Annotated in this window: 25 protein-coding genes and 3 pseudogenes; 12 read left to right on the forward strand and 16 right to left on the reverse strand. The window is 62.1% G+C overall.

The features are described from left to right. The first annotated feature begins 391 nt into the window (after positions 1-391). Both OKW41_RS19245 and OKW41_RS19250 read left to right on the forward strand, forming a co-directional pair. A complete protein-coding gene (locus OKW41_RS19245; RefSeq protein ID WP_429573624.1) occupies positions 392-748 on the forward strand; it encodes an STAS/SEC14 domain-containing protein in 357 nt (118 codons plus the stop codon). Between the two features lie 185 nt (positions 749-933). After that, entirely contained in the window at positions 934-1,917 is a 984-nt protein-coding gene (locus tag OKW41_RS19250; RefSeq protein WP_429573625.1) for a hypothetical protein, read from the forward strand. A gap of 542 nt (positions 1,918-2,459) precedes the next feature. Here the strand turns inward: OKW41_RS19250 and OKW41_RS19255 are convergent. Further along, entirely contained in the window at positions 2,460-3,074 is a 615-nt protein-coding gene (locus OKW41_RS19255; protein WP_429448478.1) for a TetR/AcrR family transcriptional regulator, read from the reverse strand. 84 nt (positions 3,075-3,158) lie between these two features. Between OKW41_RS19255 and OKW41_RS19260 the strand changes: the two genes are divergently transcribed. Further along, positions 3,159-4,289 carry an MBL fold metallo-hydrolase gene (locus OKW41_RS19260; RefSeq protein WP_429573626.1) on the forward strand — a complete coding sequence of 377 codons (1,131 nt, stop codon included), beginning with the start codon at positions 3,159-3,161 and terminating at the stop codon, positions 4,287-4,289. Positions 4,290-4,475: 186 nt separating this feature from the next. Here OKW41_RS19260 and OKW41_RS19265 read toward each other — a convergent pair whose 3' ends face one another. Then, the gene (locus OKW41_RS19265; RefSeq protein WP_184069590.1) at positions 4,476-5,327 is read right to left on the reverse strand and encodes a LysR substrate-binding domain-containing protein; all 852 of its coding nucleotides are present in this window, start codon (positions 5,325-5,327) and stop codon (positions 4,476-4,478) included. A gap of 108 nt (positions 5,328-5,435) precedes the next feature. On the opposite strand from OKW41_RS19265, the gene OKW41_RS19270 reads away from it, so the two are divergent. Then, positions 5,436-6,299 carry an alpha/beta fold hydrolase gene (locus OKW41_RS19270; RefSeq protein ID WP_429573627.1) on the forward strand — a complete coding sequence of 288 codons (864 nt, stop codon included), beginning with the start codon at positions 5,436-5,438 and terminating at the stop codon, positions 6,297-6,299. 104 nt (positions 6,300-6,403) lie between these two features. Here the strand turns inward: OKW41_RS19270 and OKW41_RS19275 are convergent, their stop codons facing one another. Together OKW41_RS19275 and OKW41_RS19280 are read right to left on the reverse strand one after the other, a co-directional pair. After that, positions 6,404-6,673 (reverse strand): hypothetical protein, encoded by a 270-nt coding sequence (locus OKW41_RS19275; protein ID WP_429448472.1) that lies wholly within the window; start codon positions 6,671-6,673, stop codon positions 6,404-6,406. A 48-nt stretch (positions 6,674-6,721) separates the two neighbouring features. Further along, positions 6,722-7,189, reverse strand: coding sequence for a hypothetical protein (locus tag OKW41_RS19280; RefSeq protein ID WP_429573628.1), 468 nt, complete (start codon positions 7,187-7,189; stop codon positions 6,722-6,724). A gap of 225 nt (positions 7,190-7,414) precedes the next feature. Between OKW41_RS19280 and OKW41_RS19285 the strand changes: the two genes are divergently transcribed. Further along, entirely contained in the window at positions 7,415-7,792 is a 378-nt protein-coding gene (locus OKW41_RS19285; protein WP_429448468.1) for a DUF3022 domain-containing protein, read from the forward strand. 119 nt (positions 7,793-7,911) lie between these two features. On the opposite strand, the gene OKW41_RS19290 is transcribed toward OKW41_RS19285, so the two are convergent. From OKW41_RS19290 to phbB, 4 genes are all read right to left on the reverse strand, one after another. Then, a complete protein-coding gene (locus OKW41_RS19290; RefSeq protein WP_429448467.1) occupies positions 7,912-8,166 on the reverse strand; it encodes a hypothetical protein in 255 nt (84 codons plus the stop codon). Between the two features lie 181 nt (positions 8,167-8,347). Then, complete coding sequence (locus OKW41_RS19295; protein ID WP_429448466.1) at positions 8,348-8,542, reverse strand: hypothetical protein; 195 nt, start codon at positions 8,540-8,542, stop codon at positions 8,348-8,350. Positions 8,543-8,664: 122 nt separating this feature from the next. Next, positions 8,665-8,823 carry a hypothetical protein gene (locus tag OKW41_RS19300; RefSeq protein WP_018436194.1) on the reverse strand — a complete coding sequence of 53 codons (159 nt, stop codon included), beginning with the start codon at positions 8,821-8,823 and terminating at the stop codon, positions 8,665-8,667. A gap of 95 nt (positions 8,824-8,918) precedes the next feature. Beyond that, positions 8,919-9,662, reverse strand: coding sequence for an acetoacetyl-CoA reductase (phbB, locus tag OKW41_RS19305; protein WP_429448464.1), 744 nt, complete (start codon positions 9,660-9,662; stop codon positions 8,919-8,921). Positions 9,663-9,708: 46 nt separating this feature from the next. On the opposite strand from phbB, the gene OKW41_RS19310 reads away from it, so the two are divergent. After that, positions 9,709-10,263, forward strand: coding sequence for a hypothetical protein (locus tag OKW41_RS19310; protein WP_429573629.1), 555 nt, complete (start codon positions 9,709-9,711; stop codon positions 10,261-10,263). 914 nt (positions 10,264-11,177) lie between these two features. Here the strand turns inward: OKW41_RS19310 and OKW41_RS19315 are convergent. The 3 genes and pseudogenes from OKW41_RS19315 to OKW41_RS19325 all read right to left on the reverse strand — a co-directional run. Then, positions 11,178-11,864, reverse strand: a complete 687-nt coding sequence (locus OKW41_RS19315; protein WP_429573630.1) for a phosphatidylinositol-specific phospholipase C domain-containing protein — start codon at positions 11,862-11,864, stop codon at positions 11,178-11,180. A 181-nt stretch (positions 11,865-12,045) separates the two neighbouring features. Beyond that, positions 12,046-12,898, reverse strand: a pseudogene (locus OKW41_RS19320) (carbohydrate ABC transporter permease). Beyond that, a pseudogene (locus OKW41_RS19325) lies at positions 12,898-13,437 on the reverse strand (carbohydrate ABC transporter permease); the annotation flags it as partial. The pseudogenes OKW41_RS19325 and OKW41_RS19320, both read right to left, overlap by 1 nt. 470 nt (positions 13,438-13,907) lie before the next feature. Here OKW41_RS19325 and OKW41_RS19330 point away from each other — a divergent pair. From OKW41_RS19330 to OKW41_RS19345, 4 genes are all read left to right on the forward strand, one after another. Then, a complete protein-coding gene (locus OKW41_RS19330) occupies positions 13,908-15,173 on the forward strand; it encodes an ABC transporter substrate-binding protein (RefSeq protein WP_429448453.1) in 1,266 nt (421 codons plus the stop codon). 91 nt (positions 15,174-15,264) lie between these two features. After that, positions 15,265-16,140 (forward strand): branched-chain amino acid ABC transporter permease, encoded by an 876-nt coding sequence (locus OKW41_RS19335; RefSeq protein ID WP_429573631.1) that lies wholly within the window; start codon positions 15,265-15,267, stop codon positions 16,138-16,140. Between the two features lie 23 nt (positions 16,141-16,163). Further along, positions 16,164-17,090 (forward strand): branched-chain amino acid ABC transporter permease, encoded by a 927-nt coding sequence (locus OKW41_RS19340; RefSeq protein WP_429487546.1) that lies wholly within the window; start codon positions 16,164-16,166, stop codon positions 17,088-17,090. Beyond that, the gene (locus OKW41_RS19345) at positions 17,087-18,610 is read left to right on the forward strand and encodes an ATP-binding cassette domain-containing protein (protein WP_429573632.1); all 1,524 of its coding nucleotides are present in this window, start codon (positions 17,087-17,089) and stop codon (positions 18,608-18,610) included. Before OKW41_RS19340 ends, OKW41_RS19345 begins: the two co-directional genes overlap by 4 nt. A gap of 34 nt (positions 18,611-18,644) precedes the next feature. On the opposite strand, the gene OKW41_RS19350 is transcribed toward OKW41_RS19345, so the two are convergent. The 3 genes from OKW41_RS19350 to OKW41_RS19360 all read right to left on the reverse strand — a co-directional run bounded on the left by OKW41_RS19350 (position 18,645) and on the right by OKW41_RS19360 (position 22,937). Beyond that, positions 18,645-20,192, reverse strand: a complete 1,548-nt coding sequence (locus OKW41_RS19350) for a methyl-accepting chemotaxis protein (RefSeq protein ID WP_429448446.1) — start codon at positions 20,190-20,192, stop codon at positions 18,645-18,647. Between the two features lie 61 nt (positions 20,193-20,253). Beyond that, entirely contained in the window at positions 20,254-21,624 is a 1,371-nt protein-coding gene (gene dctA / locus OKW41_RS19355; RefSeq protein ID WP_429573633.1) for a C4-dicarboxylate transporter DctA, read from the reverse strand. A 146-nt stretch (positions 21,625-21,770) separates the two neighbouring features. Next, the gene (locus OKW41_RS19360) at positions 21,771-22,937 is read right to left on the reverse strand and encodes a mandelate racemase/muconate lactonizing enzyme family protein (protein ID WP_429448442.1); all 1,167 of its coding nucleotides are present in this window, start codon (positions 22,935-22,937) and stop codon (positions 21,771-21,773) included. Positions 22,938-23,116: 179 nt separating this feature from the next. Between OKW41_RS19360 and OKW41_RS19365 the strand changes: the two genes are divergently transcribed. After that, the gene (locus OKW41_RS19365) at positions 23,117-24,013 is read left to right on the forward strand and encodes a LysR substrate-binding domain-containing protein (protein WP_429574343.1); all 897 of its coding nucleotides are present in this window, start codon (positions 23,117-23,119) and stop codon (positions 24,011-24,013) included. A gap of 104 nt (positions 24,014-24,117) precedes the next feature. Then, a pseudogene (locus tag OKW41_RS19370) lies at positions 24,118-24,487 on the forward strand (methyl-accepting chemotaxis protein); the annotation flags it as partial. Between the two features lie 88 nt (positions 24,488-24,575). On the opposite strand, the gene OKW41_RS19375 reads toward OKW41_RS19370, so the two are convergent. After that, complete coding sequence (locus OKW41_RS19375) at positions 24,576-25,421, reverse strand: GNAT family N-acetyltransferase (RefSeq protein WP_429573634.1); 846 nt, start codon at positions 25,419-25,421, stop codon at positions 24,576-24,578. Between the two features lie 33 nt (positions 25,422-25,454). After that, a complete protein-coding gene (locus tag OKW41_RS19380; protein ID WP_429573635.1) occupies positions 25,455-25,784 on the reverse strand; it encodes a hypothetical protein in 330 nt (109 codons plus the stop codon). Positions 25,785-25,831 lie beyond the last annotated feature (47 nt).

Raw genomic sequence — 25,831 nt, forward strand, 5'->3', positions numbered from 1 at the left:
ACGATGGCGTTCGAAAGACCGCTTCTCGAGGCGGATTCAACCGGTCGAATGTCGCGGTGGAGCGGCTATCGGAAGACCGTTCATGGCGGGCAGTACGCATTCTTCCCCCTCGCCGGAAAGCGGCCATTGAAGACCCCGACGTCAGCTCCGGAGTAGGTTCGCGGAACTGGTGCTCTCGACCATGACGCGACGCTCGACGTGTGGAACCGAACGTCCGCTGGATTATGTGCAAGGGTCGTTCGCAACGCACGAGCACCGACGGGCATCAGAACGAAACGCGCTGCTCGTAGCGCTTACCGGGCGCGTGGAAAGGGGTACCATGAGCAAGCCATCGAACGCCAGGCTCATCCGTGCCTGAACGTGTAGCATCTCCCTGGCCTGGGGGCTTGCCATGATCCGTTATCACACCGCACCCGATTCGTCGGTCATCGAAATAGCCGTTGAAGGCAAGATCACCGACCACGAACTGCGCGAAACCATCGAGCGTATGCGTGGTGATCTTGAACTGAACGGTAAGACCCGCGTGCTCGAACGCATTGAGCATTTCAGTGGCATCGAGCCGAAGGCGCTGTGGACCGACCTGACGCTCGGCGTCTCCGTCGCCCGCAAGGTCAAGCGCGCCGCCGTGGTGGCTGACGCGGGCTGGATTCACGCCTCGATGCATTTGGCGCGGTTCTTCACAAAGGCTGAAATCAAGGCGTTCCACGTGGACGAGCTGGAACAGGCGCGAGCCTGGATCAACGCCTGAACGTCGTCTCCAGCCGAGCGCATCGGGCAGAGGCCGGCCATGAAGCGACGCTCGCTCGACGCAGACATGTGGCTGAAACTCGTCGCGTTTCAGTCATATGCCCATTGGATGCCTGGCTACCTGACCCCGAGTCCCGAGTCTGGCCGAAAGGTCGTTCTGATTTCCTGATCCCCAAGGAGAGTCTGATGCCGTTCATGGATATCGCCGCCGGCGAGATCTCGTCGATCCAGCCGGTCGAGGCCAACAACAAGAACGTGGTGCTGCTCATTAGCCAGCGCAATGCTTCGCGCCCGCTGGTGGTGAAGTCCGAGGACGGCGCCGGGCGCAACAACGTCGGCGCCATGCTGGAGTTCCATGCCACCGCCTTCTCCAGGCTGCGTGGCCTGCCCTTCGAAACCGCCAAGCTCTCACTGAAGGAAATCGACGAACTCAAGCGCTGCGACCCGGCCAAGGTCAAAGCCACCCCGCCGCTCACGCAGACGCAATGGTTGCAGAAGCTCGACGACCTGCTCCATACCGCTGACCGAACGGTCAAGACCGCCATCAAGGTTAGCTTCGTCGAGGAGCTGGCAAACCTGCACGGTATCGGCAAGGATCTGGAGCAGAAGAAGCTACTCGGCGACGCGCTGGTGCGCGGCAATACCGACGTGCCCTTCGGTCTTGGCGAGATACTGGCGGTCGACTTCTTCATCGGCAACGGAGACCGCTTTCGCGAAGTGAACTCCGGTGAAAAGTATCCGCGCGGCTCGATCCTCGGCGACCAGAACATCTTTTTCCAGATCAAGTACGGGAAGTTCACGGCCGTAGGCCTGGATACCTACGACGGCGCCGGCCCCTGGTCCGACCTGAACCGCACCATCGAGGACCTGGAGGCCACCAACAAGAACTTAGGCGTCGAGTACGCCCTCTGGCCCGGCCGCATCCTTGCCCCGGGCGCGCGGCGCGAGCGCGACGAGGTCGCGACCGCGCTGGTCGACTCGCTGATCGAACTCTGCTTCGGCAATGGGATCGGGTTCTCGGCTTCGATGCGCAAGAAGCTGATCGAGGCCTGCCACCGCGGCATCTCGTCGGGCAAGGAAATGCTGCGGGGAAAATACAAACTGGGCGACAACGTGCAGTCGCTCACGGAGGGCATCCGCTCGCGCTGGCTGATCATCCGCGGCAAGTGAGTCCGTGCCGGCGCGAGATTGATCAGTCGCGGAAGGCGCGGACTGCGAACCCTCGAACAGATTGCCCTGTTGCCGGTTTTCCGTACCTCTTCGGCTTTGGCCGCCAGACGAAAAATCGTCTGTTCTGGGTCTGGACTTTGTCATCACCATAGCCCGCTGGCCTTAGGTGGGAGCCGTCAAGTTTTCACACGTTCGGGCTCGCGTTGGTTTCGCGCGGCGTTATTTCTACGACTGTATTGGCGTCTAAACGTAAGCGGCGGGCAATACGCCACGCGCCACGGCGGCAGGTGGTCGAGTCGTTCGAGGCGCGCGTCTTCCTGCCCGGGTGGTTCGGAGAAAAAGTCCGGCTGGAGCCGCTGCCGGACGGTGGGCTAGAAGCCCACTGGATGACGTAGTTGCTGCAACCATTGATGAATTAAAGTCGATTCAAGGAGGATGAAGAGCAATTCCAGCCATCGGTAGTGCTCGACGGACGACAGAGACTCGACGCAGATCAACCCTCCAGTCGCGATCGACGTGACGCCCCAACCCGGCAAACCGACTCACGCATACCGCGCGAGAAACATATCCGCCGCCGCTTCCGCGATGCGCTTCTGCTCCTTGGCATCGAGCGGCACTTGCCCCATTGCCACTTGCGGCCAGAAGGCAAAAGCCTTCACGAGCCCCTGCAACTGCAGTGCCGCGAAGACGGGGTCATCGGTCTTGATGCGGCCGTCCGCGGCGGCCGCCCGGACCCACGCCGTCAGATCTTCCTCGCGTTCCCCCATGCGAGCGACCATGTCCCGCGCGCGCTCCGGTGAATGTATGCCAGCCGCGATCGCCACCCGGGCAAGCGACAAAAAGGACTCGTCGTGAAGCAACCGCAGCTTGCGCTCCAGCAGATCGAGCAACTGCGCGCGCAACGGTTGGCCAGCACGATAAGAGGGTGCATCGCCGTCATGGCTCGCGTCCCACAGCTGATGGAGAATCGCCGCGAAAAGCGCTTCCTTGCTCGGGAAATGGTTATAGACCGTGCGCTTCGAGACGTTCGCGCGGGCGGCGATGCGATCCATGCTGGTAGCGTCGTAGCCGGCCGCGAGGAATTCCTCGATCGCGGCGGCGACGATCGCGACGCGCTTTCGGTCAGTCAGACGTTGGGGGCGGGCACAGGATTCCATCCAACGATTTTACACTGGCCAGTTTACTTTTCTTGAAAATAAACTACACTGCCGAGTGTAAATTTTCTTCGGAAGGTCAACTTCATGACGTCGCTTCCCGCCTTTGTCCGCCGAATGCTCGGCGTGAACGCCGCACAGCGCAGCCGCGCGAGGTTCAGCCAGTCGCCGCAGCACGACGGCGAGCGCTTCCGCAACGTCAAGCCGCGTCCGGCGGAAAGCCTGCGCAAAACGCTCGGGCTCGCGTGGACGGTGTTGTTCAACAAGCCGAGCGGCACCGTGCCGGCCGACGCATTGCCGGTCGAAACGCTGACGCGCGCGCAACTCGACGCGGCGCCCGACCGCAGCCTGTACCGGCTCGGTCATTCGACGATGCTGCTGAAGTTGCGCGGCAAGTTCTGGCTGACCGATCCCGTGTTCGCCGAGCGGGCGTCTCCGTTCCGCAATCTCGGTCCGAAGCGCTTTCATGCGCCGCCGATCTCACTCCACGATTTGCCGCCGCTGCGCGGCGTGATCCTGTCGCACGATCACTACGACCATCTCGACCGCGAAACCGTGCTGATACTGGCGCAGCGCACCGAGGTGTTTTTGACGCCGCTTGGGGTCGGCGACCGGCTCATCGAATGGGGTATCGACGCGGCGAAGGTCCGGCAGTTCGACTGGTGGCAGGGCACGGAGGTCGAGGGCATCGAGTTCACCGCGACGCCCGCGCAGCACTTCTCCGGGCGCAGCCTGTTCGACGGCAACCGGACGTTGTGGGCGTCGTGGGTGATCGTCGATCACGATTTGCGTGTGTTTTTCAGCGGCGACACCGGTTACTTCAAGGGTTTCAGCGCGATCGGCGAGCGCCTCGGACCATTCGACGTCACGTTGATCGAGACCGGCGCGTACGACGCGATGTGGCCATATGTCCATATGCAGCCCGAAGAAACCGTGCAGGCGCATATCGACCTGCGCGGCCGCTGGCTCGTGCCGATCCATAACGGCACCTTCGACCTCGCGATGCATCGCTGGCAGGAGCCGTTCGAAAGGGTGACGGGGCTGGCGCTTGCGCGAGGCGTCGCGCTGTCGACACCGCGCATGGGCGAGCGGCTCGATCTGACTGCGGTGCATCGCGGCGAACGCTGGTGGCGCGACGTTGCGCAAACCGCTGCCGTGCCGAAGGCTTCGTGGCGGATGTGCGCGTCGCGCGGGGTCGAGGAGGGGGAGTCGTCCTGAGGTCGTTGGCACCGCCACGTCTTTGCGGCGGACGAGAGCGCCCGAGCGGACTGTTTCCCGGGTTTCCCGGCGGCGCGCTGGTGCGGCGCGCGCACGTTGCCGTTCCCGCCGAAGCGCTCGCGACCTCGAAGTACGCTCCGTTGGAACTGTCCGCCGTGGCGTGATACGCAACCGTCGATCTGCGGGTTAATTCTTCAGGTCGGCGAGAATGCGTTCCGCGAGAAAATCGCACACAGGCCGTTTCGAAGCGGCACTTCGCGCCAGCACGACTTCAAGTGTGCCGATTTCCGGCAGGCCATTCGCGGTTCCCAGCAGCGAGAAGTGAGCCGGTACCGCGCACTTGGCCAAAGGAGTCACCGCGAGTCCGGCCTCGGCCATCGTCAGCAGACCCAGCAGACTCGGACTTTCATACGAGGTTCGATACGTGATGCGCGCGCGCTCCAGGCTCCGGATGGCTTTCTCCCGCGCGACGCTGCCGGGCAAAAACACGGCGATGGGCAAGGGCCTTTCACGCCAGATCTCGGTCGCGCCTGGCGCGGCGGCCCAGACCATCGGTTCATGACGCAGGAACTCGCCGTGCAATCCTTTCACGCGCGTCGCGCAGACGAGATCGACCGTGCCGTCCTTCAACATGGGCTCGAGAGCGACGCTTGGCAGGCCCACTACCTGAATCTCCACCTTCGGATAGGTCGCCGAGAATTTCTTGAGGATCGGCGGGAACAGTGACGTCGCATAGTCGTCAGGCACGCCGATCACCACGCGTCCGGTCACGTCGGGCCGTACCACCGCTGCCCACGCTTCGTCGCGCAGGGCGATCATCCGCCGCGCGTAGGTCAACAGCATTTCGCCGTCCTGCGTCGGCACCACGCTGCGAGGCTTGCGCACGAAAAGCGCCTTGCCGAGCGCCGTCTCGAGCGTCTTGATTTGCATGCTCACCGCCGATTGCGAACGATGCACGACCTGCGCCGCGCGACTGATCGTGCCGGCGTCCGCGACCGCGATGATCATGGACAGCACGTCCAGATCGAGCGCTTTCATTTCCGTTGCCATGATGGTTGATATCAGAAAAGTAGATCGATTCCATCAATATTATGCGATTTTCTTTTGCGAGCACACCCTCGATAGTGGCGCCAAAGGAGCCCTGTGATGAATGCACGTAGCAGCCCATCGATTCTGGCCGCGGCCTTTGGCGCGTCCGCGCCATCGTTTGTGACCACCGCATCGAGTCTTGCGATACCGTATGTCGAGTCCGGGCGCGGCGAGCCGATGGTGTTCGTGCACGGCTCGCTTTGCGACTATCGCTATTGGGACGCCCAGATGGCCTCTCTGTCTGGCCGGTTTCGCTGCTTCGCGCCGAGCTTGAGCCATTACTGGCCCGAGATCGATGCGTTTGGATACAGCGACTTCAGTTGGGAGGCGCACGTCGAGGAAATTGCCGGATTCATCACGGCGCTCGACCTTGCTCCCGTTCATCTGGTCGGTCACTCGCGGGGTGGGTGCGTGGCTTTCCATCTCGCGCGCGAATTTCCGCGCCTCGTGAAAACGCTGACGCTAGCCGATCCCGGCGGCCCGCTGCAAACCGAACCGAGGGGGCAGCCCGCGTTCATGCCGCCAGCGACCAACGTGTTGCGCGCACGGGTCGCGGAACTGATCGAGCGGGGCGAGTTCGACGCCGGCTTGTCGATGTTCGTCGACTCGGTGAGCATGCCGGGGTTCTGGAACAAAAGCCCGGAGAGCTTTCGTCGCATGGCGCTCGACAACGCGCTCACGCTGCCAAAGCAGTTGCTCGATCCGCTTCCCGCCTATACGCCGGAATCCGCGCGCGATATCAAGTGCCGTACGTTGTTGATCGATGGCCAGAAAAGTCCCCGTATGTTCCGCAATACGGTCGACAAGCTCGAACAGTGGATCGAGTTTGCCGAACGCGAAACGATCGAGGGTGCGTCGCATGGGATGAATGTCGCGAGACCGGATGCGTTCAACAGGGCGGTAGCGACTTTCGCGGTGTAGCCCGGTTGGCGGCAGAGTGCTCCGGCGTGCACGCTGGTTTTCCCGGCCAGCACGCGATGCGCCTGCGGAGCCCAAAGGGGGCAGCCCCGCGCATCGCGCGCCTCTTAATGTTGAGACACGGCCAGCAAGGTATCGATCTTGTGATCCTCGGCCAGCAACTCGACCACCGTACTCGAATGAACAACCGAGCCGCGCTCGAGCACCACGGCGTTGTGCGTGATGCCCAGCGCCTTGCGCGCGTTCTGCTCGACCAGAATCACTGAGAGGCCTTCGTCGCGGATGATCTCCGAGAGGATGCGCATCAAGTCCTGCACGATAATCGGCGCGAGGCCCTCGAGCGGCTCGTCGAGCAGCAGCACCTTGGGATTGAGCATCAGCGCGCGCCGGTGAGGCTTGAATGCGGTGACGTCCTTGCCTGTCGTTCATGTCCTTGAGAGCGTTGAGCAGATGGCCCGTTCGTCTCTGCTGGTGACCTCGAACTTCTGGGTCAGGTTGCTCTTCGCTACGGTCGACGCAATGTTGACGGCTTCCGCGAGCGGGCGGGTGATGCTGCGTGTGATCACCCATCCGAAACCAACGCTCATGGCAAGGACCGCCGCGCCCAGGCAGGCCAATATCAAATAGCTCTTCTGGGCGATGTCCGTGATGGCGGCGGTGGCCTTCGTTGTCCCGGCGACCTGAAACTGGTTGATGTCCTCGAGTGTCGCCGTGTAACCGATGTAGATCGGCAGCAGCTCCTTGTTCAGGGTTTGGATAGCCTGACTACGGAGGCCTTCGGCTTGCAACCCGACGATCTGTTCGACGGCACGGTCGTAGTCCGCGCTTTTCTTCACGAGCCGCGCGCACACTTCCGGACGCGCCAGCGATTTCGACGGCTTCAGCCGAAGCACGCTGCCTCTTCATTGGGCGGCCAGAGGCAGCCGGTCACAGTTCTTGCTCGCGTATTCATCGATTCATCAATTCGGCGGGGCCAGGCGCAATGCCGGCACGCATAGTGCGGACACGCGAGCGCCGTCGTGCCAGCGGGCGACTCGGGCGCAGCGTCGAGCGAACCCGCGGTCACGACGACGCCCGATGCCACGCAACCGGGCCCTCGACCACAAGGAGGACTTTCAATGAAAGACATCGATCTGAACCAGCGCGTCGAAGAAATCGAACTGGCTCTTTCCACGCTATTCGAGTCGCCGAAGGCGCCCGCGATCAGCAGCTACGACGACGGCCGGACGTTCTTCATCCGGGCCTCCTGGGTCGTCGAGTCACATGGCGACACGACGCTGGATGCGCGATGCGTGCTCACACTCCACTTTTCGGATTCGCAGATTCAGCGTTACGCGCGGATGGACACGGCACAACGTATCCTCGTGCGCGAACGCCTCGGCCAAATGGTCCGCGATCGACTCCGAGCGGAAGGCGGTGAGCTGCCCTTGCGGGGAGAGTGCGCCGAAGATCTGCATGTGGAGGATCGGCTGCTGGATGTAGACGACCAGCTCTGATCCATCGCGGACGGCGTACGTCTGCGGCTTGGCGATTGGCTGTCCGAGCCGGCGGCCGCCTGCCAATCGAGTTGCGCCCGAATCTCCACGATGTAGCGAGGTCGAAAAGTGAACAGGCCCTAGCACGATTCTTCGCTCGGGACCGGGGGCGGGAGCGACTCGAGCAACTTCACAAGCCTTGCCTGCTGCCGCGGAGTCAGTCCTTGAGTAGCGCTCACCTGCTGAACACGCGCGCGCCAGTAGGTCCGGCTGAACAACGAATCCGCGCCATCGGAGGACAGGATCCGTTCGAGATGGGAAATCGCATCTCCAGCGGTCAGGGGTGTATAGGGGCTCTCCCTGTCCGGGGGCCCTTTCTTGCTTGTTGTTTTCATCCACTTCTCTCAGGTGGTGACCGGCTAGGTCCGGTCGTATGCGTCCGACTTCAATTGGCCGGTTCGTGCCAAACAACCCATGCGGGGCGCGCGCCCGCCAGCTACCTGGCGGGCCAGGTAGCATGACGCGCGCGGGGTGGCGTGGCGACGCGACCCATTGCAAGCGGCACGGCCCCGGTGTTCAGCAAAGTTCCGCGGCGGCCACCCACGGCATCGTCTCGAACTGCCTGAGAACGGTGTGCAGCGATCCGGAGAACCTGTCGGCAAACGCGATCGTCATGTCTTCGACGTCGCGTTTGCGGTTGCTCGTAATCCGTACGTCCTCGATGGCATCCGCGACCGGCATCAATACCTGCCACACTGCGGCGACCCGCATGCCGCCGCGCCTCGTACGAACCGTAATCTGATGGCCTGTGGCCTTTAGTTGTCCGGTGGTTTCCGGTGTCATTCTTCAGCCCTCTCGAAGTATCTGATCTGTTATTGGCACGGACGATGCGCCTACATTCGCCCGCGCGGTTGATGCCACCACTCGTGATGATCCAGATGTCGTAGCAGTCGTGCCCGTCTGCGCTCACGGCGATAGTGATCAATCACCATCAGCATTGCGATGCTGAGGGCCGAGCCCCCAATGATCAGGCCCATCCAGGTCTCACTCATGACACGTTCCTCTCATGGAAGCACAGGGGTGTTGCGTGAATGGTTCACGCCGTCTTCGTCCGATGTTCCGGGGCGTACCGGCGCGGTGTGTCGCGTTACTGCATGTGCTGGCCACCGTTGATCGCGATATTGGAGCCGGTCACGAAGCCGGCATCGTCCGAGCATAGATAGAGCACGAGCGCCGCGACTTCCTCGGGCTTGCCGAGACGTCCCATCGGGATATGCGGCAGGACCTTCGTATCGAGGATCTCCTGCGGAATCGCGGTGACCATCTTGGTGGCCAGGTAGCCCGGCGAAATCGTGTTGACGGTGACCCCTTTGCGCGCCACTTCCAGTGCTAGCGACTTGCTGAAACCGTGCATGCCAGCCTTGGCCGCGGCGTAGTTGGTCTGGCCGACCGAGCCTTTTGAACCGTTGACGGACGAAATATTGACGATGCGCCCCCAGCCTCGTGCGACCATCTCTTCGCACAGCGGCTTGGTCATGTTGAAGACCGAATCGAGGTTCGTGCGAATGACCGCATCCCAGTTCACCTTGTCCATCTTCCTGAGAGTCATGTCCTGGGTGATCCCCGCGTTGTTGACCAGGATGTCGACCGGGCCGACCTCCGCCCGAATCTTGTCCGCGCAACGCTGGCATGAGTCGTAGTCGGCCACATCGACCGGGTAAGCGCGGAAGCTCCGGCCCTGAGTTTCCATGTCAGCCAGCCATTTGTCCGCACCGGTGTTGTTCGGCGAGTGCGTGACTACCACCGCATACCCTGCGTCGTGCAGTTTCGTACTGATCGCTTCTCCCAGGCCGCCCATGCCGCCTGTTACTACTACGATTCGTTTCGTCATCCTTTCCATCCGTGATCGTCATATCTGCGAGGATCGTGAATACCCAATGGCCGTCTCGCACAACCAGCCATTCCTTTGCCACAATGCGCTGCTCCTCCCGCGTCGTGGGAGAACGGCTGCGGCATTGATTGAACCGCGCGGGTTTTTATTGGCTTGTGGTATTGCGCGAATGGAGCCGGGTGCGCCAGCTCGCCGCGATATGCCGCGCCGGCGCACTGCTCAAAGATTCCAGATGCCCCGAATGGCGTTTCTCGCCAGCCGGTTCAGGCCGGCGAGTTTCTGTGCCCTTCAAACGCTTCGCTGGCGAGCGAAAGAAAAATTGACGCATTCGTTCGGCAGAGTTTCAGCAAATCTTCGGACGAGAGGTCTTTCATTGCTTCTCCCTGAATTGATTTCGAACCCGCTTGCCCCGGAGACGACATGCGCGATGAATGTGCTGAATGTCGGTCGAGAGGATTCCGGAGCAAAAGTGTTATTAGTAAGACTAAATAAACACCACAAAACCAGTTCGGCCCGGATCGCACTTCTGATCGTGGGTATTCAACAGTCGAATGACGACACGGTGTCCATCATCGGGTCGTGGCCGATCGGTTGGCCATAACCCTCGTCAGTCCTGCCGTGTCACTGACCGGATGCTTCGCCCTCTATTTCAACTGTCATGAAATGACATAACAATCGTTTTTAGAGGGTTAATTCTAACTTCGAAATGTTAAATTTTTGGGACGAAAGGCTAGGTGAATACCCCTATTCAGAAAGGTCGGCTGTCAGGGGCGTAGTCGCGCTAAGTCGACGTTTGAACGTCCGAACGAAAGACGTCAATGGCCAGCGATGATGAGTGCGCTCTCCGATTGCTTCGCAGAGCACCCCAACAATGTCACCAAAATGGCCGAAATGACAGGACACTGCAGTGAGCACCACCGGATGCATCATTGCATGTTATGCAAGAAAATGTCAATTCAGCCGACCCTGTGAGGCACTCCGGCGTGAGCCCGGCCGGCTTGCTGCACGAGGGGGCGGCTGCCCAGGTAGCGTCGCTCGAGCGCGACGCGTGCTGTAGAGAATGGCGAACGCTGCGGCGCGGCACGCATAGCGAATGCGTGTCGGCGGCGGTGAACGGGACCGGGTTTCGAAGGGCAACGTAGGCGCATAGAACACCGTTCGCACGCGAGCGTAAGATGGAAGCGATTGATCGATGAGTTTCAAGGGGGCGCCATGAAGACGGTGTGCCCACTGCACGGGCCAACGACCATCGTCGGCACGAACGCGTATGGGTTTCCGATCTATGCGTGTTGCCGCGACGACGTTCCTTATGTCACGCCGCCGGACGCCTGTGCGCGTGAACCGGCGCAACGCGGACAAGAATCGAAGCCGCCACCGCGGCAGCCTCAGGCAAACAAGGAACCACGCTGACGTTCGCGGGCAACGTCATACCCGCAGCGAAACCTTATCGGCTCCAGTTGCAGTCGATCAACGCATCAACGAGGCGCCAGTCCTGCCAGTCGCAAAAGTCGAGCATCATTGTGCCGCCTGGTTCCGGACGAGCCGCGAGTCGCTCCGCAAGTTGCTCGTGAATGCCGCGATGCCGTGTATCGCCACACGCCACGACGACCGGCGGCGCCGCCATCCCGTGCCGCTGCAAAAGTTGACGACCCACCGCTCGCCGCACAGAGCGGGGGCGAGGTTCAACAGTGAATCGATGGCGCGCCATTTGTAAGCGATCGATGTCGGCACCGGCACGCGAAACTCGTCCTGAATGGTGAACGGCGCCGGCACGACGTCGATATCGAACGTCGCGTTCTCGGGCCAGACTGTCAGGTCGATGCCGAGCGGCCCTTCACTTGCGAAGCGCCGCAGTAGCACGATGCTCCCGCGTACCGCCTCCAGCAGCGGCCGCCCGGAAGCAAGGTGCCAGCGCACATCCGCATGTCTTTCCACATACCATTCGAAGGTCGCGGCAAACGCGCGGGCGCACTCACGCGCGGGCCATTCGTCCTTGACGGACATGACAATACATTCGCCGCGGTGAAGCGTGAGAAACTGAGCGCATGTCCGCACCACATCGTCGAAAGTCAGACCCAGCGAGATGCCGCCGTGATGAATCGCGAAGCGATCACGCACATGGCGGCAGCGGATGTCGAGGACCCGCACGCCATGGTGCAACTGATCGTCGAGCGTGGCATGCTGCGCGCGCGAGCCGGTCATCGATCGTGTAGGCGCAGGTGTCGTGGCTACCCGGCAAGGTCAGTACGGACAGCAAGCGGCTGCCATCGACGGCCGACATCCAGTCAGCCGGCGAAACGGTGTGATCAGTCAGGGCAGGGCGCAAGAGAACCTCTGGATAAGCAAAGCGTCTGCCGCAGCGGCGGCGTGAAGTCGGAGCCCCCTACTTCAACCCGCCCGAAAAGCCCTGCAGCAGATAGCGCTGGACATAGCCCGCGAGCAGAAGCGTCGGCACCGACGAAATCAGCCCCGCGCTCATCAGTTCGCCCCAGTCGATGCCGTTCTCGGTCACATAACCCGCCATGGCGAGCGGCAGCGTGAAATGACTCGGCGACGAGACGAACAACAGCGCCAGCAGAAACTCGTTCCACGCGATGATGAACACGAAGATGGCGGTGGCAACGAGACCTGGCGCGCACAGCGGCACGACGATGAAGACGATGCGCTGCGCGAGGTTCGCGCCGTCGAGCGCCGCGGCCTCCTCGAATTCGATCGGCACGTCGCGCACGAACGGCAGCAACATCCAGATCGCCATCGGCAGCGCGTACAGCTGATAGGCGAGTATCAGCCCAAACAGCGAATCGAGCAGATGGAGCCACTTGGCCAGCGAAAACAGCGGTACGGCCACCGTAATCGGCGGCATCAGCTTCAGTGCCAGCACGAGCAGCAGGAACAGCAGATCGAGGCGCGCGGGAAACGCAAGCCGCGCGAGTGCATAAGCGGCCGGAAAAGCCAGCGCGAGCGCGAGCAACGTGGCGCCTGGCGCGACCCACACGGAGTTCAGCACCGACTGGGCCATGCCGCTTTCCCACACCCGCCGCGAAATGCTCGAACGTGGGCGCCGAAGGCCACAACGCGAGCGGATGGGCGAGGCGTTCCAGCGTCGGCGTGAAGGCCGCGCCAGCCATCCATATGCACGGCAGCAGCAACACCGCCAGCGCAGCGATCCGCAACAGCCCTCGTACCGCGGCAGCGGACGAGCGTCGCGCTAAACCCTGCAAGCGTGCGAGTGGCATCAACGGTCGCGCTTGACGGCCGATTTCCATATGTATCCCGAGACCAGCACCGCGCACGTGAGCAGCATCAGTACCGAAGCCGCGCTGGCGGGTCCTACGTTGAAGAACCGGAAACCCGTGTCGTAGATGTGCGTCGACAGCGTTTGCGTGGCATTGCCCGGACCGCCGCCCGTCAATGCGTACACCTTGTCGAACAGCTTGAAGGTGTCGATCGAGCGCAGCAGCATCGCGAGGGCGACGTGGGGTGCAACGAGCGGCAGCGTGATGTATCGCAGGCACTGCCATTCGTTCGCGCCGTCGGTGCGGGCCGCCTCGGCGATTTCAGGCGAAATCGACTGCAGCCCCGCGAGAATGATCAGGAATGCCATCGGCGTCCATTGCCAGACATCGACCAACATCAGCGACCAGAGCGCGAGGTGCGGATCGGATAACCAGGGCACCGCCGGCAGACCAGCCGCCGTCAGCAGCGCATTCAGGAAGCCGCGGTAATTGAGCCAATTGCGCCAGATGGCGGAGCACACGAGCGTTGCGAAAAATAGATGCCAGATGCGGCAGCGGGAATTGCAGCAACCTATCATGACGTACATGTGTCAGCAAGCAGGGTTGCCGCGCAGTGTTCGGACCCGCACGCAGGCACGCTCGCCGCGTGGTCCGTTTCCGCGCCGCGACCGCCCTCAGCTGATCATGGCGCGGGTCGGTCCATTGAACCGCCGCACCAACCCCGCAAAGCGATGCGGCCACAATGCTTCGGACGACGAATGAGCGAGAGGACGAAGGCCGCTAATCTCGCGGTCCATAGCCATCGCTCTCACGGTGGACAAACCGCGTCCGGCGGCGCGGGCGGCAAAATTTTTTCCGCTCTGCACCATGAAATCCGTAGGGACCCGGTCATCGTTTGTACCGATTGAGCGCTGCGAGGCCCGTGAATATTGTTGTGTGCGCATTCTTCAAATGCTGCGATGTGGCGGGCAAATGTTGCTCAACGATCCTTTCGAATCGGAGATGCATGATGTCCAGTAACAGTGTGTGGCGAAACTTTCATTGCGTCGTCGCGACGGGGATGGTAGCGGCGGGCCTGGGTCTGCCGGCAGGCGCCCATGCGGCGGCAGAGCCGATCAAGATCGGCGTGATCAGCGAAGAATCCTCGGTGGCGGGCGCTTCGATCAGCAAGGCGGCGCAACTCGCCGCGGACCAGATCAACGCCAGCGGTGGCGTCGATGGCCGGCCCATCCAGATCGTCGCGTACGACGACCATTCATCGGCTTCGGACGGCGTGCGCGCCTTCCAGCGCGCGGCGACTCAGGACAAGGTGGTCGCTGTGATCGGCAGCTACATCAGCGAAGTGGCGCTCGCGATGGAACCGTGGTCGGGACGCCTGAAGGTGCCTTTCATCACTCCCGGCGCGGCTAGCAACGACATTTCGAAGCACGTTCACGACGACTACGACCACTACAAGTACACGTTCCACGGCTGGATGACCTCGGCGTTCATCGCACAGTCCATCTGCGACTTCTCACACGACGTTCTGGTCGGCCAGTTCAAGATGAAAACGACGGTCGTCATGAGCGAGGACGCGGCGTGGACCAAGCCGCTCGACGAACGCTACCTCGAATGCCTGCCCAAAGCGGGACTTCAGGTGCTCGATCACATCCGCTTCAATCCTGACACTTCCGACTTCACGCCGATCTTCAACCAGATCGAGGCGAAGCACCCCGACACGATCACCACCGGCATCAGCCACGTTGGCGTGCAGCCGACCGTGCAATGGCACGACCAGCAGGTGCCGATCCCGATGTCGGGCCAAAGCTCGCAGGCCACGACGACGAGCTTCTGGAAGGACACGAACGGCGCGACGGAAGGCGTGATCACGGCCTCGGCCGCGGCGCCGGGCGTGGCGATCACGTCGAAAACGGTACCTTTTACGGATGAGTATCAGAAGAAGTTCGGCGTCTCTCCGGCGTATTGCGGCTTCACGAGCTACGACCTCGTCTACATCGTCGCGGACGCGATCAAGCGCAACAAGGGCTCGACCGATCCGGACCAGATGGTCGACGCACTCGAGAAAACCGACTACGTGGGCACGATCGGACGCTGGCAGTTCTACGGCAAGAGCGATCAGTTCACGCACGCGCTGAAGTACGGGCCCGGCTATATCACGGGCATCGACCTGCAATGGCAAAACGGCAAGCAGGTTGCGATCTGGCCCAAGTCGATTGCCAACGGCGTGGTCAAATTCCCGACCTTCATCAAAGTGCAGCAGGCAAGCGCAAACTAGCAGCGCGACGATCGCGACTGTCCGGAGCCGCGCATAGCGAAGGCCCGGACAGCGCACGCATCGACACCTTAACCAACATGAAAGGCCGGGCATGTTGCTACTGCAGATTCTCGTCGACGGCTTTGCAATCAGTTCGCTTTACGCGCTGGGCGCGATCGGTTTCACGTTGATCTTCGGCGTCTCCGGCATCTTGAATCTCGCGCACGGCGGCGTGATGCTGGTCGCGGCGCTGATGGGCTGGATGCTCGCGGGCGAGGCGGGACTTGGCACCTATCTCGGCACGCTGCTCGGCGTGTTGGCGGGTCTCGTGACGGCCTTCGCCACCTACCTGATGGTGGTGCGGCCCATTCAACGCTCGGCCGCGATTCCCGGTGAAGAGAAGGAAATCTTCGTGCTCACCGGCACGCTGCTGTGGGGCATCATGATCCAGCAGGGCATGGCGTGGCTCTTCACCGACAACCCGGTGACGATGCGCCCGCTGATCAGCGGTGTGGCGATGATCGGCAGCGTGCGCGTGCCGCTCAACGAAATCATGATCGCGGTGGTCTGCTGGGCCGTGATCGCCATGTTGTGGCTGTTCGTGAACCGCACGCGCGCAGGCAAGGCGCTGCTCGCGGCTTCGATGAACCCTCGTGGTCTCACGCTGCTCGGTTTCGAACTCTCCCGAATCTATCTTCTCGCGTGGAGCATCTATGGGGTGCTGGCCGGTATCGCGGGCGTGCTGCTCGCTTCGTTCCTCGGCGTGAGCACCAACAATGCGGGGCAGCTCACGGCCAGCGCATTCTCCATTGTGGTGCTGGGCGGGCTCGGCAGCGTGTCCGGTTCGCTGATGGCCGCGTATGTCGTCGGTTATCTGGAAACCATGACGGCCTATCTGATCGCGCCGACCCTGCGGCCGCTGCCCGCGTTGCTGCTGCTGGTGCTCGTGGTGTATGTAAGACCCCAGGGCTTCCTGGGACGCCGCTAACAGTGCGAATGGAGCGTACCCCCATGTCCGTTCTTCTCCGTTCGCGTGGCGCATGGATCGCCGTTGCGCTCGCCGCGATGGCGGCGACGTTGCCGTGGTGGCTTTCGGGCTACATCCTTGGCGTGCTCACGGTTGCGTATTACTTCGGCGTGTTCGCCATGTCGTGGGACCTGTTGTTCGGCTTTGCCGGCGAGGTCAACTTCGGGCCGACGTTCCTGATCGGACTCGGCGCCTATTCGGCCGCGATCCTCGACGCCAGATGGGGTCTGCCCATACCCGTTTGCGTGCTCGCTGGCGGTGGCGTCGCGCTGGTGGGCGGCCTGCTGCTGGCGGTGCCCGCGCTGCGGTTGCGCGGTCCTTACTTCGGGCTGGTTACGCTCGTGGCCGTGCTGCTGCTGCAGAACGCCATCGTGATCTTTGCGGGCATAACTGGCGGCGAGATCGGCATGATGGTGCCGGACGTGATGTCGGTCGATGCGAACCATAACTACTGGATCGCGCTCGCGTTCCTGATCGTTTGCGCTGTCCTGCTGTTCGGCCTGTCGCGTTCGGCAGTCGGTCTGATCCTGCAGGCAAGCGGCCAGGACGCGACCGGCGCGCAGGCGCTGGGTTTCAATGTCACGCGACACAAGCTCGTGGCCTTTTGCATCAGCGCCGTTTTCTCCGGCGTGGCCGGCGCGATGCTGGTGTTCTACCAGGGCACGGCCTCCGTGAGCACGGTGGTGGATCTCAGCGTGGGAGTACAGATCATCATCGCGGCCGTGCTCGGCGGACGCCGCACGATACTCGGCGCTGTGCTCGGCTCGATCTTCCTGATCGTCGCCGGCGAGTTTCTGCGCCCGCTCGGCCAGCTCAACACATTCGTCGTCGCGGCGGTCGCACTGGCGGCGCTGCTGTTCTTTCCAGACGGTCTGCTCGGCAATCTGCTGCGTGCGAGGGAGCGCCAATGAACGACACGCCGCTGCTTTCCGTACGCGGACTGACCAAGCGCTTCGGCGGTCTCGTCGCCGTCAGGGATATCGGCTTCGACATCCGGCCCGGCGAGATTCTTGGCCTGATCGGACCAAACGGCTCGGGCAAGTCCACCGTCATGAAGCTGATCATGGGCATCGAGCGGCCCAACGCGGGGTCGGTCAAGGTGAATGGCGTGGAGATGGCCGGCTGGGCGCCGCACCGGATCGCGCGCGGGGGCGTGGGCATCGTGTTTCAGCATTCGCGGCCGCTCCATCGGCAGACGGTGCTGGAACACATCAAGCTCGCGCTGCTTCCTGATTCGCTCGTCAAGCTGGCCGCCGAACCGCACGTGCACCAGCGCGCGCAGGAAATTGCCTCGCGTGTGGGCCTTGCCGCCGTCATGCATCGGCATCCCGCGACACTGCCATTTGCGGATCTGCGCCGCATGGAGATGGCCAAAGCGATTGCGCGCGACCCGCAGGTCGTGCTGGTGGACGAGCCGTTCGCGGGACTGACGGTGGCGGAATCGGAGGCGTTTTCCGAGCTGATTCGCGGCTTTCGCGCCGAAGGCCGCGCGGTGCTGCTGGTCGATCACAACGTCAAAAGTCTGTCCGCGCTCGCCGACCGCGTGCTCGCGATGTACCTTGGCGAGCACGTCGCCGAGGGCACCGCCGAACAAGTGATGCAGAACGAGACAGTGCGCCGGGTCTATCTGGGCAGCAAGCTGGAGTTGCGCCAGCGCACCGGAGCCGCGGGCATTGCCAGGCCCACGATCCTCGAGGTGACCGGTGTGCGTGTGCTTTACGACAAGGCGTGCGCACTCGACGACGTCAGTCTGCGGGTGCGCGAGGGCGAGTTCGTATCGGTTGTCGGTCTGAACGGTGCGGGCAAGACGACGCTTTTCAACGCGCTCTCGGGCCTCGTGCCGTACAAGGGGACGATTCGCTTCGACGGGCGCGATCTGCGCGGTAGCAGCGGTGCCGCGATCTCGCGCGCCGGCCTCGTGCAATGCCCGGAAACGCGCGAGCTATTCGGCGACATGACGGTACGCGAGAATCTCGAACTCGGCGGATATCATCTCGCCGATACGGTGCGCGCCAAACAGCTGTCGTGGCTGTTCGATCTCTTTCCGATCCTCAAATCGCGCCAGGGCCAAACCGCGCGCACGCTTTCCGGCGGCGAGCAGCAAATGCTCGCGATCGCGCGCGCGCTGATGACCCAGCCGAAGCTGCTGATTCTCGACGAACCGACACTGGGGCTCGCCCCCGTGATTCTCGAGCAATTGTCGAAAGCGCTGGATTCGCTGCAAAAGTCCACGCCCATTACCGTACTGCTGGGCGAGCAGAACGTCAGGTTTGCGCTGCCGCATGCGGACCGTGTCTACGTGCTCGAACATGCACGCATCATCTGGGAGGGCAGCGCTTCGCGCTTCGAGGCTGAGATGGGGCGCGGCTTTCTCGAGGCGGCGCCTACCGGTGAGCCTGACGCCACGACCTCCGGCGACGCGCGCAGCTAAGGCCCGCAGCGGCAGGCGATCCCATAGCGCGGCATCAGGACAGGGACGCAAAGCGAAATCGACCCGCCGCCTTCGTCAACAGACCGGTCTGCTCGGTCAGCGACGCGGCCGCGGCGGCTGCCTGCTCGACCAGCGCGGCATTTTGCTGCGACATCTGGTCCATCTGCGTAATCGCCCGATTGACTTCCTCGATGCCATCGCTCTGTTCGGCCGAGGCCGTCGCGATGTCGCTCATGATCGACGTGACGCGGCTGACGGCCGTCTGTACTTCGCCCATGGTCTCACCGGCCCGACCGACCAGGCGCGAACCGTCCGCGACGCGGGCTGTCGAGGCGTCGATAAGCTCCTTGATTTCCTTCGCCGCTGTCGCTGAGCGCTGGGCGAGATTGCGCACCTCGCCAGCGACGACGGCAAAGCCACGTCCTTCCTCTCCGGCGCGAGCAGCCTCGACAGCCGCATTCAACGCAAGGATGTTGGTTTGAAAGGCGATGCCTTCGATCACGCCAATGATCTCGCCCATCCTCTTCGCTCCGTCGTGAATGTCGCTCATCGCGGCGATGACCTGACGCACCACGTCCGCACCCGCACCAGCCGTGGTCTTCGTCGCGTCGGCCAGCTCGCGCGCTTCACGCGCGTGCGCGGCGTTCTCCGTGACGGCATTGGTGAGTTGCTCCATGCTCGCCGCCGTTTCCTCGATGGACGCCGCCTGCGTCTCGGTGCGCGCCGACAGGTCCGCGTTGCCGGCCGAGATCTGCTGGGTCGCGGATGCGATCGACTCGCTGCCGCGCGCGATCTGTTCGATCATCGTGCCGATGTCCATCTGCATCTGCCCGACGCTTCTGACGAGGCGACCCATTTCGTCATCACTGTCGAAGCGCAATTGCTGCGACATGTCACCCTGAGCGAGTCGCTCGACATGGCGCACCGTCATATCGATCGGGCGCGCGATTGCGCGAAGCAGCGTGAAACCGCAGGTGACGCAGGTCAGAAGACCGACGGCGATCGCGATTCCGGTAATTGTCACGAGGGTGTCATACCGGTCCTGTGCCGTCTTGTAACGCACATTGCCCTGCTCGTTGCGAAACTTGTCCAGATCCGCGGTTTTCTGCGTGAGAGCCGCCGACAGCGGTGGCATCAAGACCATCGCATCATGGTCGGCGGCTTCATGATCGCCACGGCTCATCGCGTCCATCATCGGCTCGAGTGCGCCATGGAGCATCGCTTCACGGGCGTCGGCCACGGCCTTCGACAAGGCCGCCTCGGCCTCGGAAACGGGCAGTGCGCGGTACTCTTTCCAGGCCTTGTCGGAGACCGCAAGATAGTTGCGCGCCTTATCGATGAGCGCGGCTCTGTCCGCTGCTTCCGGGTGCAGCAGCACGCGGTCGAGCGTGGTACGCACTACCGTCAGGTTCAGGTTGGACTTGCCGAGCGCGGTTGCGGCAGCCACGTCGTTCGTGTACGCCTGCGCAACGGCATGGTTTGAACCACGCATGCCGGCGATCCCCAGCACGCCGGTCACCGTCAGCAGGAACCCGAGCAAGGCGAGTGTGGCGAGAAGACGGAACTTGATGGTCAGTTTCATGCTGAATTCGGTGGAGTGAGATGTCTCTGCATTAACGGCACCCACCCGGAAAAGTTCAGTTCTAGCGATGATTCGGCGAGCCGTCGAGAACCGCGGCGGCTTCGGTCGTCGGTGCCGGCGGGATCGCCGGTTGCTCGGCAGGAACAGGTGTGTGGAAGTGAGGCGTATTGTCGCGATCCAGCACCGCGCGCGCCAGGTTCCTGTCGAGTTGCCCCTCCCAGCGAGCGACGACGACGGTGGCAACGCCATTGCCGATCAGGTTCGTGACTGCGCGCGCCTCGTTGAGAAAGCGGTCCACGCCGAGCAGCAGCACGAGGCCTTCCACGGGAATCTTGTGCATCGAGGCGAGCGTCGCGGCCAGTGCGACGAATCCCGCCCCGGCCACACCCGCAGAACCCTTCGACGTGAGCAGCAGTACGCCGAGCACGAGCAACTGGCCCCAGATGCTCAGGTGGACGTTCATCGCCTGGGCGATGAACAAGGCCGCCATCGTCAGATAAATCGCCGTTCCGTCGGCATTGAACGTGTAGCCGGTGGGCAAGACCATGCCGACCACCGGGCGAGCGCAGCCCATCGCCTCCATCTTGATCAGCATCTGCGGCAACACCGCTTCAGTCGACGCCGTGCCGAGCGTAATCAGAATCTCGTCCCTGATGTAGCGGAGAAACTTCCACAGCGATAGCCCGCACATTTTCATGACGAGGCCGAGCACGAAGAACACGAAGAAAAACGAAGTCAGATACAGACAAAGCATCAATTCGCCGAACGATGCCAACGTGCCGATGCCGTATTTGCCGATGGTGAAGGCCATGCCCCCGAACGCGCCGATCGGAGCAACGTACATGACGATTCGCACGACGCCGAACATTCCTTGAAGGAACATGTCGAGCATGTCGACGAATGGCGCGGCACGAGGTCCGAGCTTTGCCAGCGAGATGGCGAGCAGGACTGAAAAGAAAATGATGGGAAGCATCTCGCCATTGGCGAATGCCCCGACGATGCTATTCGGAACGATGCTCATGAAGAAGTCGAGCATGCCGTGTTGCTGCGCCGCGTGCGTGTAGGTCGAAATCGCAGCGGCATCGATCTGCGAGGGATCGATGTTCATTCCGCTGCCGGGTTTGATGACATTGACGACTACCATTCCCGCTATCAGCGCAATGGTCGACGCCAGTTCGAAATACAGGAGGGCTTTCACGCCAACCCGGCCGGCTTGATGAAGGTCGTTCATGCGCGCAATCCCGACCACGACCGACGCAAAGATGATCGGTGCAAGCAGCATCCGGATCAGCTTGATGAACAGGTCGCCCAGCGGTTTCATCTGCGAGGCGAGCTCGGGGTAGAAGTGGCCGAGTAGGACCCCGGCCACGATCCCGATGAGGACCTGAACGTACAGCTTGGAAAGTGCTCTTCTTACTTTCGATACTGGCATGTCTGTCTCCTGTGCGTGGCGTCTTCAAAGGGAAAATGCGGCCCTCCCACGCAGCAGCGTGGGAGGGCCGCATTGAGCCGGCTTCGTTCCGTCTTTATATGAGCCATTCAACCGGGAATATTGGTCGGTGCCGTTGCGAGCACGCGTTATTCAGCCAACTTGCGCATCTCGGCGATGAGGTCGGATTTGCCTTCGAAGCCGATGCCGGGCAGCTCCGGCATCGTGATATATCCGTTCTCGACGCGAACGCCGTCGGGGAAGCCGCCGTATGGCTGGAACAGGTCCGGGTACGATTCGTTGCCGCCAAGTCCGAGGCCCGCCGCGATGTTCAGCGACATCTGGTGCCCGCCGTGGGGAATACAACGGCTGCGCGACCAGCCATGCTGATGCAGCATGTCGAGCGTTCGCAGATATTCAACGAGGCCGTAGCTCAACGCGCAATCGAATTGCAGCCAGTCGCGATCGGGGCGCATGCCGCCGTAGCGGATCAGGTTGCGAGCATCCTGCATCGAGAACAGGTTTTCGCCAGTTGCCATCGGCTTGTCATAGTAGTTGCGCAGCGTCGCCTGCAACTCGAAGTCGAGCGGGTCGCCCGCCTCTTCGTACCAGAACAGGTCGTACTGCGACAGGGCCTTCGCATACCTGATCGCCGTATCGAGGTCGAAGCGGCCATTGGCATCGACCGCGAGCTTCTGGCCGTCCTGCAGCACGCTGAGGATCGAATCGATGCGTCGCAGGTCTTCGTCGAGCGAGGCACCGCCGATTTTCTTCTTCACGACCGTGTAGCCCCGGTCGATGTAGCTGCGCATCTCATCCTTGAGCTTTTCGTGGTCCTGGCCCGGATAGTAGTAGCCGCCCGCCGCGTAGACGAAGATCTTGCGGTTGGCCTCGCCATTGCCGTGTCGTTCCGCGAGGAGCTGAAACAGCGGTTTGCCCGCGATTTTCGCCACCGCGTCCCAGACGGCCATGTCGATCGTGCCGATGGCGACGGACCGCTCACCGTGGCCACCGGGCTTCTCGTTGATGAACATCGTCGCCCAGATCTTGTGGGGATCGAGGTTGTCGCCGGAGTCGTCGACCAGCGAGGCAGGGGCGGCCTCGAGCAGGCGCGGAATGAAGCGCTCGCGCATCAGCTTGCCCTGGCCGTAACGGCCGTTCGAGTTGAAGCCGTAGCCGATCACCGGCTTGCCGTCGCGAATGACGTCCGTGACGACCGCGACGAGACTCAAGGTCATTTTGCTGAAGTCGATGTAGGCGTTCCGGATCGGGGAACTGATCGGAACGGTTTTTTCGCGGATTTCAACGATTCTCACGCCACTGTCTCCAGAGATTTGAACAGTTATTGAGCCACCCCGGCTTCAATGTGGTGCATAGCTTAGCCGCGAAAGAGCTTGCTAGAATTCACTTACGTTCACTACATATTTCACCAAAAGTGAGTACTGCCCCCGCATCCGACTTTGAGTTCTTCATTCTCCTGGCGAAACTCAGGAGCATGTCCGGCGCCGCCCGGGCGCTCGATCTGAGTCCGCCAGCGGCGACCAAGCGGCTGGGGATCATCGAGCAGCGGCTCGGCGCGCGTCTGGTCAACCGGACCACGCGCAGCGTCAGCCTGACGCCCGAGGGCGAGACCTATCTGCGCTACGCGTCCCAGATCGTCGGGCAGGTCCGCGAGATGGAGGAGGCCATAACCGGCGCCAGACGCGATCCGCATGGGCCGTTGCGCATCAACGCGACGCTCGGTTTTGGCAGGACGACCATCGCGCCGCTCGTCTCCGACTTCGCAAAGCGCTTTCCGAATGTCGAAGTTCAGTTCGTGGTGACAGACCGGCCGGTCGATCTCGTCGAAGGGGCCTTCGACATGGCGATACGGTTCGGCGAGCTACCCGACAGTCGCCTGAGCGCGAGGCGCATCATGAGCAATCGCCGTTTTCTTTGCGCGTCCCCGAAATATCTGGAACGTTTTGGAACGCCCGAGCGGGTGGAGGACCTGCACCAGCATCGCTGCATCATTCATCGGCAGAACGATGACGCTTATGGCGTGTGGCGCTACATCGTGAACGACCACATCGAGGCGATCAAGGTCAAAGGCGCGCTATCGAGCAATGACGGCGACATTGCCCTTCGGTGGGCGCTCGACGGTCATGGGATTCTGATTCGCTCTGAATGGGATCTGGCCAAGTATGTACAGAGCGGGCGTCTTAAGCTCGTGCTGCCGAATACCGTGCTGCCGTCCGCGGACCTGTTCGTCTATTACCCCAGGCAGCGCAATCAGACCGCGCGGGCGCGCGCCTTCATCGACTTCCTCGTCGATCATTTTCACGCACCGTTCACACCGGTCGACGCCATCGTCGAAGTTCCGGAAAGGAAGAAGTGGGTCTCGCGAAAGTGACGTTGATGTCGCGAGGCGTCGCTGCGACTCAATCACAGGTGGATCGTATTTGATGGGAACAAGCTTTCGAATACCCGACTAAGCTAGTCAGATAACCATCAATAATTCATGCATTGAACGCGGCGGTCGAAGCCGCCCGTGCTGGCGACGCCGGCCGTTCGTTCGCGGTCGTCGCCACCGAAGTGCGCATGCTGGCGCAACGTTGCGCGGAGTCTGCCCGGCAAATCAAGTCCGTGGTGGATCTGACCGTCGCGGAAGTCTCGCAAGGAACGGAACTGATCGACCGCACCGCGTCGCAGATGAAAGTGATCGACGAGACGGTCAGACGCGTACTGACCATCATCGACGATGTCTCCAATGCAAGCGACGGCCACCGCGCAACGGCTGATCGACTCCGCTCATGTGCTCGATGAGACCGTGCGCCTTTTTACTATCGCCGGTCAGCGTGAGTCGTCGCTTACGGTCGCTCGATGATCGCTCCCATTCGGGGCGGACCGCTCGGATCGTAGTGGAGGTTTAGCGCATCACCGCCGGTTTTTTTCCAGCGGCTCGATCTTTGCAGTCAACCTAGTTCGAACGAACTCACCCCGAACACGCGTTGCACGGGAATGGCCGGCGGGGCGCGAGTGTACATTCGCGCCGTTTCGAACGCGCTAACCATGCCGTAGCGTTCAGCGAGCGCTACGGCGGCCGCGTTGACCTCCGGGACGTCGAACGCGATGACTTCGCCTGCGACGCTCGCGACCAGTCCGTCGAACAGATCGTTGGCAATCCGTGAGTCGTCGGCAAAGAGCGGACCGATCTTGTAGCCGGTCCCGCAACGGCGCAGCACGCCGTACCCCCTTATCTGAGCGTTGCGCACATCCGCCAGGGCCAGCGCCTGTGGTTGCGCGATCCAGTCCGCCAGGAAGCGGGGACGGGCGGTCGAAAAACATGCGCTGTCGTAGGCAACCAGTTGCGCGAAGGGTACCTCCCGCGCGTTCGTCAGGTTTGGCGTCGACGCCGCTTGCACGACGCCCTGGAAGCGGATGTTGCGATAGGCGGGCTGGAAGCCGGATTTTTTATAGTTCTGCTGCTGGGCAACGACACCATCGAGGCCGATCGTACGATCTCCCAGATAGCGCATCGCGTGCTGCCAGGTGCGCAGACCGAAACCCCTGGCGCGAAACGCCGGCTTGACGATGTAGAGGCCAATGAAACCGAAGCGCTCATCGTAGGCGACTGCCGAGATACATGCCACCGGCTCCCCGCGCCAGGTACCGACGAAAAAGCCATTGGGGTCCGCATTCCAGAAGCACCTCGCGTCGTCGAGGCCCGGATTCCACCCCTCTGCCGCAGCCCATTCGACCGCCAGATCGACCTCGCGGAACGACATGTTGCGCACAAGGAAATCGTCACGATCATCCATGATCAAATGCATCAACGTGATTGGCTACAACGTCTACGCAGGCGTGAAGACGACAGCGCCCTGCTCGGCAACTTGCGCGAAGGTCCGAGCGAAGCGGTAGGCCTGTCCTTCAATGACCAACTGGTTGAATCCTGACCGCGTGGTCTCCAGAAGCGCGCGGACCAGCTTGTTCGGAATGGCCGCGCAGCTTATCCAGTCCGCGTCTGGCTCGCCAGGATCACCAAGGTAGACTTCGCTATTTTCGCCTTGAGAGAGCACAAAAATCAGGCTCTTTCCTTTGTCTAGCGAAAGCTCCAGGTACCCTGAAAGCGTAGATACCGCCTCGGTCGCTACATCGAGCGGGTCACGAGAGGAAGAGGTCATAAGTGGTCTTTGTGGGTCGGGCGTGGCATCCAGATAGGTAACACGAC

Source organism: Paraburkholderia sp. UCT70 (genome assembly GCF_050434085.1).
GTDB lineage: Bacteria > Pseudomonadota > Gammaproteobacteria > Burkholderiales > Burkholderiaceae > Paraburkholderia > Paraburkholderia tuberum.

Bases quoted from the DNA above. Each gene is read 5' to 3' on its own strand.
- OKW41_RS19380 (WP_429573635.1), bottom strand. From the start codon at position 25,784: ATGACCTCTTCCTCTCGTGACCCGCTCGATGTAGCGACCGAGGCGGTA.
- OKW41_RS19265 (WP_184069590.1), bottom strand. From the start codon at position 5,327: ATGAAAGCGCTCGATCTGGACGTGCTGTCCATGATCATCGCGGTCGCG.
- OKW41_RS19285 (WP_429448468.1), top strand. From the start codon at position 7,415: ATGAAAGACATCGATCTGAACCAGCGCGTCGAAGAAATCGAACTGGCT.
- OKW41_RS19340 (WP_429487546.1), top strand. From the start codon at position 16,164: ATGTCCGTTCTTCTCCGTTCGCGTGGCGCATGGATCGCCGTTGCGCTC.
- OKW41_RS19260 (WP_429573626.1), top strand. From the start codon at position 3,159: ATGACGTCGCTTCCCGCCTTTGTCCGCCGAATGCTCGGCGTGAACGCC.
- OKW41_RS19290 (WP_429448467.1), bottom strand. From the start codon at position 8,166: ATGAAAACAACAAGCAAGAAAGGGCCCCCGGACAGGGAGAGCCCCTAT.
- OKW41_RS19270 (WP_429573627.1), top strand. From the start codon at position 5,436: ATGAATGCACGTAGCAGCCCATCGATTCTGGCCGCGGCCTTTGGCGCG.
- OKW41_RS19255 (WP_429448478.1), bottom strand. From the start codon at position 3,074: ATGGAATCCTGTGCCCGCCCCCAACGTCTGACTGACCGAAAGCGCGTC.
- OKW41_RS19245 (WP_429573624.1), top strand. From the start codon at position 392: ATGATCCGTTATCACACCGCACCCGATTCGTCGGTCATCGAAATAGCC.
- OKW41_RS19300 (WP_018436194.1), bottom strand. From the start codon at position 8,823: ATGAGTGAGACCTGGATGGGCCTGATCATTGGGGGCTCGGCCCTCAGC.
- OKW41_RS19310 (WP_429573629.1), top strand. From the start codon at position 9,709: ATGGCCGTCTCGCACAACCAGCCATTCCTTTGCCACAATGCGCTGCTC.
- OKW41_RS19375 (WP_429573634.1), bottom strand. From the start codon at position 25,421: ATGGATGATCGTGACGATTTCCTTGTGCGCAACATGTCGTTCCGCGAG.
- OKW41_RS19330 (WP_429448453.1), top strand. From the start codon at position 13,908: ATGTCCAGTAACAGTGTGTGGCGAAACTTTCATTGCGTCGTCGCGACG.
- OKW41_RS19275 (WP_429448472.1), bottom strand. From the start codon at position 6,673: ATGCTCAATCCCAAGGTGCTGCTGCTCGACGAGCCGCTCGAGGGCCTC.
- phbB (WP_429448464.1), bottom strand. From the start codon at position 9,662: ATGACGAAACGAATCGTAGTAGTAACAGGCGGCATGGGCGGCCTGGGA.
- OKW41_RS19335 (WP_429573631.1), top strand. From the start codon at position 15,265: ATGTTGCTACTGCAGATTCTCGTCGACGGCTTTGCAATCAGTTCGCTT.
- dctA (WP_429573633.1), bottom strand. From the start codon at position 21,624: ATGCCAGTATCGAAAGTAAGAAGAGCACTTTCCAAGCTGTACGTTCAG.
- OKW41_RS19315 (WP_429573630.1), bottom strand. From the start codon at position 11,864: ATGACCGGCTCGCGCGCGCAGCATGCCACGCTCGACGATCAGTTGCAC.
- OKW41_RS19295 (WP_429448466.1), bottom strand. From the start codon at position 8,542: ATGCGGGTCGCCGCAGTGTGGCAGGTATTGATGCCGGTCGCGGATGCC.
- OKW41_RS19250 (WP_429573625.1), top strand. From the start codon at position 934: ATGCCGTTCATGGATATCGCCGCCGGCGAGATCTCGTCGATCCAGCCG.
- OKW41_RS19345 (WP_429573632.1), top strand. From the start codon at position 17,087: ATGAACGACACGCCGCTGCTTTCCGTACGCGGACTGACCAAGCGCTTC.
- OKW41_RS19350 (WP_429448446.1), bottom strand. From the start codon at position 20,192: ATGAAACTGACCATCAAGTTCCGTCTTCTCGCCACACTCGCCTTGCTC.
- OKW41_RS19365 (WP_429574343.1), top strand. From the start codon at position 23,117: ATGTCCGGCGCCGCCCGGGCGCTCGATCTGAGTCCGCCAGCGGCGACC.